Source organism: Kamptonema sp. UHCC 0994, from assembly GCF_029167235.1.
In the GTDB taxonomy this organism is placed as follows: Bacteria; Cyanobacteriota; Cyanobacteriia; order Cyanobacteriales; family Microcoleaceae; genus Kamptonema.
Genome location: NZ_JARFTR010000159.1, coordinates 21,297 through 27,940, shown reverse-complemented (window position 1 = coordinate 27,940; position 6,644 = coordinate 21,297). Strand labels below are relative to the sequence as shown.

Here is a 6,644-nt window from a genome sequence, read left to right as displayed (position 1 = left end):
GGCGGTTATTTTACCGCCCAGAGGGCGGCGTTACGACTACTAATTAGACTTGAGATATTGCGATCGCACTCGCTTCCCTATTCCGATCGAACACAGCTCGCGGCCTCAGTAAAATCTTAAACAACAGCAAAAGTGAGTGTAATTCTCCGGGCGTTTGATGGCGTTTCCACTGACCGGGACGGCAAAATAGCATTTCTACCAGACGACGGTGTTGAGGCACACTAACCTGCTCAAAACCCACTCGCAAAGTAGGAAACTCCCCACTAATACCACTGCGAATAATCTGTCCTTTTAACTCTAACTTATTCTCCACAAATTCTAACTCTACTGAAGAAGAATCTGTTAGATATTGACCGACTTCTCCACCTTTAACACTAACAGTTTCATTTAACTGCTGCGTCAAAGCTACTTCAGCACCAACTTCAGAAATCAAGGTAGTTATACCCCAAAAACTCTGGTTGCCAATCTTCAGGCGCACCACTCGCTGTAATTTGAACCAATCATAAATATCTGGTTTCGGAACATCCACCAAGATTAACAGCGCCACGCTAATCATGATTAAATTGTAAACACTCCAAATCCAGCCCAAACTGATACCTTTTAAAAGAGCATCGCCTTGGCTGGTAGTCAAGCAAAGGTTTAAATTTCGCCACAAACTCACTGCTGTAGCCACAAATAGAATGAGGAATGGCCAGGCTAAATTCCAGTTAAAATTAAAGCGATTGCTCGATATTCCCTTTGGTGTTACTTTAAACCCTCGATCGAAAGGATTTAGCATCACTTGAATTACTGTTAATGCTAGGGGAAAACATAACACAAAAGAGTAAACATCCGACAGTAAGGCAGAGCGAGAATGTCGATTTAACCAAGAAGAAGCGGTAATTTGTATTAGAGTGTAAGGCAGTAAAAAGTATAGCAACTCTGCCCCATTAGCTCGAAAAGGAATGATGCCTAAAAATGAATAAGCTAAAGGCATCATTAGAAATAAAACTCGCGTCAGACTGGTAAACCAATTTAATAATCCTTCCAGGTGAGCTAGCCTTTGTACAAAGTTAAGACCTTTAATGGTTAAAGGATTGGAGTCAATGAAAAATGCTTGGAGACTACCGCGTGCCCAGCGCAACCTTTGAGTTAGATGAGCTGCGATATTTTCAGCCGCTAAACCAGCACTTAATTTTTCATCTAAATAAATCAAGCGATAGCCTTTAGCTGATAAGCGAATTCCCGTAAAGTAATCTTCGCTGATCGAATCTGTTACGAAGCAGCCAGTTTTTTCTAAGGATTTACGCCTAACGACAAAAGATGTGCCGGAACAGACAACGCTTCCTGCACCATCTTTAATCAACTCAATTTGCCGATAAAATACCTCTTCATCTGGGGTAAGAACATTTTCTAAGCCTAAATTTCTGGCAATTGGATCGGGATTATAAAAGCTTTGTGGAGTCTGAACTAGGGCAACTTTTTGATCTTGAAAAAATCCTACTGTTCTGATCAAAAAGTTTGTGGTTGGAATGAAATCAGCATCGAAAATTGTAATCAGATCGCCTTTAGTTTTGGCTATGGCATAATTGAGATTGCCTGCTTTTGCGTAAAGATTATTCGGTCTTGTCATGTACTCGCATCCCAATTCTGTCGCCAACGCCTTAATTTCAGGCCGCTTGGTGTCGTCTAGCAGGTAAATTTTTTTGTTGTCATAATCTAAGGCTTGACAGCCGATGATTGTGCGTCGCAAAATAAAAGCGGGTTCGTTGTAAGTTGGGATTAAAACATCTACCCAAGGAGTGAAGTTTCCACTTTCGACAGCATCAGCCATAAGATTAGCTTCCTGGCGGCGGTCTGTCATTCTCAGCATTAAATATAGCTGGATACTACTGCTGGCAATCATCAACATTTCTAGGAAAAATAGCCCTAGACTAAAGATGCCGTTTAGAGGGTCATCTAAATTCAAAGTGGAAAGCGATCTCCACAGAACATAGCGAATAGTTAAGGCCAGCATAATTGCGACTACTATCACCCGCGACCACATCTTTGGTTCAGGAGAAATACGGATCGTAGCCAAAGCAATCAGCACTAATGTTACAGTCGGTATGAGCAGATACTTAGGTGTGACAGTTGGCACTTGTAACCACACAGGAGGGTTTTGCTGCCAAACATTGATATGTGCAAAAATGTTGCTGATTGCTCCAATGTCTGCAAACCACCCGGCTGCAACGGCAGTAGCAAAGGAAGTAACGGCGAGCACTACTAGGGTTGCTAGTGGTAAACGCAAGATTCGCAAAAAAATGCGGTGCTTTAAACCTTGGCGGCCAAATCCTGAAGTTGTCATAGATGCAAATCCTGATATGTCGGGGACAGTTAGTTTTACTTGCTGTCAGTTTTTTCTTTGGAAATCTAAACCCATTTTTTGCCACACCCTATTAACATTATTTAACATTTTTTTGAGACAATTAGGTGCGGGCGATCGCAACAAAGGTATCAAGTGTCATACACCCGATACCCCTTGGTTTTCAGATCGTTCCTGCGTTATTGACAAATAAAGCTCTTTGTGCTATGAATGAAATAATTTTGAGGTCTTCAAATCAATGAATTATAAAAATTTAGTTGCTGTTGGTATCGCTTCACTGTTAACTGTCGGTTCCCTTGCGGCGGTGAATCAGTCAGCTAGTCAAGCTCAGATGATGGGGCAACAAACTGCGATCGCGTCTGGAAACTTTATGGCGGGGGAGAAACCCACCCAGGGAAAAGTTAGTATTATTAGCGAAAATGGGAAACGCTATGTAGTATTAGATCGGGCATTTAAGACTAGCGACCAAGGGCCAGATTTGGAAGTAATATTGTATCGTTCTACTACGCCACCACAGACAGGCTTGAAAAGCGAAAATTATGTAAGTCTTGGTAAATTGCGACAGTTTAGCGGCGCTCAACGCTATCAAATTCCTGATAATGTTAAGCTTGCTGACTATAAGTCTGTGGCAATCTGGTGTCATAAATTTAACGCTACCTTTGGCTATGCCACTTTAGCTGGCAGTAGCATGATGGGCCCAAAATAATGACCGAGTTGTAGATAGAAGTAGCCTGAAAAATTGCAGAGATGCCAGGAATCGCGTCTCTGCAAATCATAGTGAGTAAGTGAGTCGTGATTAAGCAAACCGACGGCGCAATAGCGGTTGAATTCCTAATAACGCCACAACATCAAAAGCCAGCAATACTAACAGTGAACCGCCAAAAGTAACATCACCCCAAGGTGCTTGCATCACAACACTAGCTAAAGACCAATTGCTATGAAGATATAAATAGCGAATGGGTTCGATTGCGTAACTTAGAGGGTTAAGAGTGACGACAATTTGCAACCAGTGAGGCATGAAAGATAGGGGGGCAAGGGCTGTACTGGCAAATAACAAAGGCAAGTTAGTGACAAAGATTACGGCGATGAGTTCGATGTGGCCAGGTAAAGCGAAGGTTAAGCCTAAACTGATGCCTGTTACACCTAAGACTAAGAGAAAAATAATCAGTGCGATCGCCATTAATCCTAATATTCCTGGTAGTCCCGCGCCCAATAACGCACCCGCTGCTACAATTGCCCCGGTTTGAATAAAACTGAGGGTAACAATGAAGATCGCTGAGGCTAAAACTATCGAATATCTGGAAGCTAGAGGGGCGACTAATAAGCGATTTAGGAATCCAAATTCGCGGTCAAACATCACTGGTAAACCAGCATTGAGAGCACCTGCAAAGGCGGTGAAAACGATTACGCCTGCGCCGAGAAATTGACCATAATTTTGACTTTCGCCAAATAAGCCGGCGGGTGCATTTTGAAATAGCGCCCCGAACAATACTAACCACATCAAGGGCTGAATAATGCCTGCAATTAGAGTTGATGGCCGCCGCTGTAACTGGATGAAGAGTCGGCGGGTTAAGGCTAGTGTTTCTTGAATGAAGTCGCCCAGAAGCGATGTAGAAGTGTCGGCGGATGCTGTTGAGAGTGGTGGTTGGTTGAGATTAGGTTTGGGGGATGTGACTGTACTGCTCATAATTGCTTGGGTTGATTTTGTCTAATAATTACTAGAGTAGCAAGTCTGGAGGTGTTGGTGGTGCGATCGCCTTTACAACTGTTGGGGGTCAATACCTTTTTCTTACAGTAAAATCTCAAGTCTTTGGGATTCTAGTGATAGGGATCACCATCTCTTACAAATACAGATCGCACCCTCACCTTAAAATTATCACGCCCCTAGACGACAGCTCTCACATCAAGTCTCAGGGTTTCCACTGATGATTAAAGGGTCGAGTTTAAAATACTTCCTATGTCTACCAATGCCACCTATACTCTCAATGCCATCCTCGCCAACGCTAGCTGCAACGGCATTTTGACCCAAAGCGATCGCAGAATGTTAAAAGAGGCGATCGTCAGCTCATCCTTTGATGAAGAAGCTCAGCAGTTAGTAAACAGATTGCTCCACGCTATCCGCAGAGGTTGGGTAAGATTGGGATTTTAGGTATTCTGTAAATAATTCGTTGTCTAAAATCGATAGTCAAGTCCAGTGAAGCGAAGCGAGCCTTATCAAAAAAAATTTTGTACCCAATTAAATGCGATCGCCCAAACAACCCATACCACAGGAGAACTAACCCACAAGAATTTAGAGATAGCCAATATCAATCTGCGTCGGACGATGTGACTTAAGTCATGATAGATTATAACGGTAAGAGGCTTGCTATGACAAAGCATCCACAGTTGAGGAGCCCTGTAAAAAGTTCTATTATCGTATAAATATTATAAGGCTATTCACAAAAAGGATGATTATAGCTATGCTGCATCAGCCATGCCCTCCCTTTCCTCTCACCGCTAAGCTGATTAGGCGGAACTTTCCAGGGAGAAAGAGAGATGAAACCTGAAGAGGGTAATGTACTGGTTGTTGATGACAATGAAGTTAACCGTGACTTGCTCGCTCGCCGCCTCCAACGGCAAGGTCATACAGTCAAGGTAGCGGAAGATGGCATCCTCGCTCTGGAGATGATGCGATCGCATCCTTTTGATTTGGTGCTTCTCGATATTATGATGCCCCAAATGAACGGCTATCAAGTGCTCGAACACTTGAAGGCTGATGATAAGTTGCGCTACATCCCCGTAATTATGATTTCGGCGGTAGACGATATCGACAGCATCGTGCGCTGCATAGAGTTGGGGGCGGAGGATTATCTCTCTAAGCCTTTTAATCCCGTGTTGCTGAAAGCTCGGATCAGTGCTTGTTTGGAGAAAAAGCGACTCCGAGATCAGGAACAGGCTTATTTGCAGAAGTTGGCTGACGAACAGGAAAAATCCGAGCGGTTACTACTGAATATTTTGCCCTACGCGATCGCAGAGCGTTTGAAGCGGGGAGAAAGCACAATTGCTGACAGTTTCGCTGACGTAACCGTGATGTTTGCTGATTTGGTCGGGTTTACAAAGCTTTCAGCCCATTTGTCCCCAGCAGAATTAGTAGAGTTGCTAAATGAAATTTTTTCAGCTTTTGACCAATTAGCCGAGTTCTACGGGTTAGAAAAAATTAAGACTATTGGTGACGCTTATATGGTAGTAGGCGGTTTGCCAACGCCTCAAACAAATCATGCCGAGGCGATCGCAGAAATGGCCCTCGATATGCAGGCAAAAATCGCTCAGATGCCCACTCAAGCCGGTCAGCCACTCAGTATCCGCATCGGCATTAACACCGGGCCAGTGGAAGCAGGAGTAATTGGCACTAAAAAGTTCACATACGATCTGTGGGGTGATACTGTAAATACTGCCAACCGCATGGAATCTCACGGTCTCCCCGGTGCAATTCAAGTAACGGTTGCTACCTATGAACGATTGTGCGATAAGTATATATTTGAGGAGCGCGGCGCGATCCCTGTTAAAGGAAAAGGAGATATGATCGCTTATCTACTAACTGGCAGAAAAAATTAATTGGTAAAATTACCAATTACCAATTATCAACTACCAATTACCAATTACAAAATGACACCAAATTCTCAGCTTCTAACTTATTCCCAGTGGATGGGTATTATTACAGCAGTTGTTGCTGTTATTACAGTCCTAGCTTTTATTTTGAAATGGGGTTTTAGATTTCGTTTAGTAGGAATTACCAGCTTTATGGGCGTTCTTACCGTTGGTGTATTTGCCCTCAGTTTAGGACTCTATACCCGCGCAGAAATTCCTGGAGCGGTTCGCTACACTTTAGTTTACGATACTGGGGGAGCGCAAACGGTGATTGCTGTCTCACCAACCATAGGAGAATCTGAGTTAGAAGCTACCATGCGACAAGCGGCGGGGGATTTATATTCTTTCGGTCGTGGAGGACGGGGAAAAGACCAGATGATCGTCCGAGTTCGCACAATATTGCATCCAAAATCCGGGGTTTCGGTACCGCTGTATTTGGGTGAAGTGAGGCGATCGCTTAGTTCGCGGGAAGATGAGAAAATGGCGATCGATATTTTCCCCGATAGTATTGCCCGTTTGAAGGCTTCTCAAGCTTAAATTTGAGTAATGGTTAACGGTTAATGGTTAATGGTTAACGGTTAACTGTTAACCGTTAATACCAATTTAATATTAATCTTCATATAATAGTCCTTCTTGAATGAAATTGTTGACAACAATGCCACTGCGGTTGCTA

The 6,644-nt window shown here is 43.4% G+C and carries 6 protein-coding genes; 4 read left to right on the top strand and 2 right to left on the bottom strand.

Features of this window, described 5'->3' with window-relative positions:
- Positions 1-43: 43 nt before the first annotated feature.
- Positions 44-2,326, bottom strand: a complete 2,283-nt coding sequence (locus PY364_RS15120) for a glycosyltransferase (protein WP_275523721.1) — start codon at positions 2,324-2,326, stop codon at positions 44-46.
- A 256-nt stretch (positions 2,327-2,582) separates the two neighbouring features.
- Here PY364_RS15120 and PY364_RS15115 point away from each other — a divergent pair, with 256 nt between their 5' ends.
- Positions 2,583-3,050, top strand: coding sequence for a DM13 domain-containing protein (locus PY364_RS15115; protein ID WP_275523719.1), 468 nt, complete (start codon positions 2,583-2,585; stop codon positions 3,048-3,050).
- 90 nt (positions 3,051-3,140) lie between these two features.
- Here PY364_RS15115 and PY364_RS15110 read toward each other — a convergent pair whose 3' ends face one another.
- A complete protein-coding gene (locus PY364_RS15110) occupies positions 3,141-4,031 on the bottom strand; it encodes an ABC transporter permease (protein ID WP_275523716.1) in 891 nt (296 codons plus the stop codon).
- A 270-nt stretch (positions 4,032-4,301) separates the two neighbouring features.
- Here PY364_RS15110 and PY364_RS15105 point away from each other — a divergent pair, with 270 nt between their 5' ends.
- From PY364_RS15105 to PY364_RS15095, 3 genes are all read left to right on the top strand, one after another.
- Complete coding sequence (locus PY364_RS15105; protein WP_275523714.1) at positions 4,302-4,493, top strand: hypothetical protein; 192 nt, start codon at positions 4,302-4,304, stop codon at positions 4,491-4,493.
- Between the two features lie 386 nt (positions 4,494-4,879).
- Entirely contained in the window at positions 4,880-5,938 is a 1,059-nt protein-coding gene (locus tag PY364_RS15100; RefSeq protein WP_275523712.1) for an adenylate/guanylate cyclase domain-containing protein, read from the top strand.
- 51 nt (positions 5,939-5,989) lie between these two features.
- A complete protein-coding gene (locus tag PY364_RS15095) occupies positions 5,990-6,508 on the top strand; it encodes a Ycf51 family protein (protein WP_275523725.1) in 519 nt (172 codons plus the stop codon).
- The last annotated feature ends 136 nt before the right edge of the window (positions 6,509-6,644 follow it).

Excerpts from the sequence above, each read along its gene's own strand:
- PY364_RS15100 (WP_275523712.1), top strand. The coding sequence starts at position 4,880 with ATGAAACCTGAAGAGGGTAATGTACTGGTTGTTGATGACAATGAAGTT.
- PY364_RS15120 (WP_275523721.1), bottom strand. The coding sequence starts at position 2,326 with ATGACAACTTCAGGATTTGGCCGCCAAGGTTTAAAGCACCGCATTTTT.
- PY364_RS15110 (WP_275523716.1), bottom strand. The coding sequence starts at position 4,031 with ATGAGCAGTACAGTCACATCCCCCAAACCTAATCTCAACCAACCACCA.
- PY364_RS15115 (WP_275523719.1), top strand. The coding sequence starts at position 2,583 with ATGAATTATAAAAATTTAGTTGCTGTTGGTATCGCTTCACTGTTAACT.
- PY364_RS15105 (WP_275523714.1), top strand. The coding sequence starts at position 4,302 with ATGTCTACCAATGCCACCTATACTCTCAATGCCATCCTCGCCAACGCT.
- PY364_RS15095 (WP_275523725.1), top strand. The coding sequence starts at position 5,990 with ATGACACCAAATTCTCAGCTTCTAACTTATTCCCAGTGGATGGGTATT.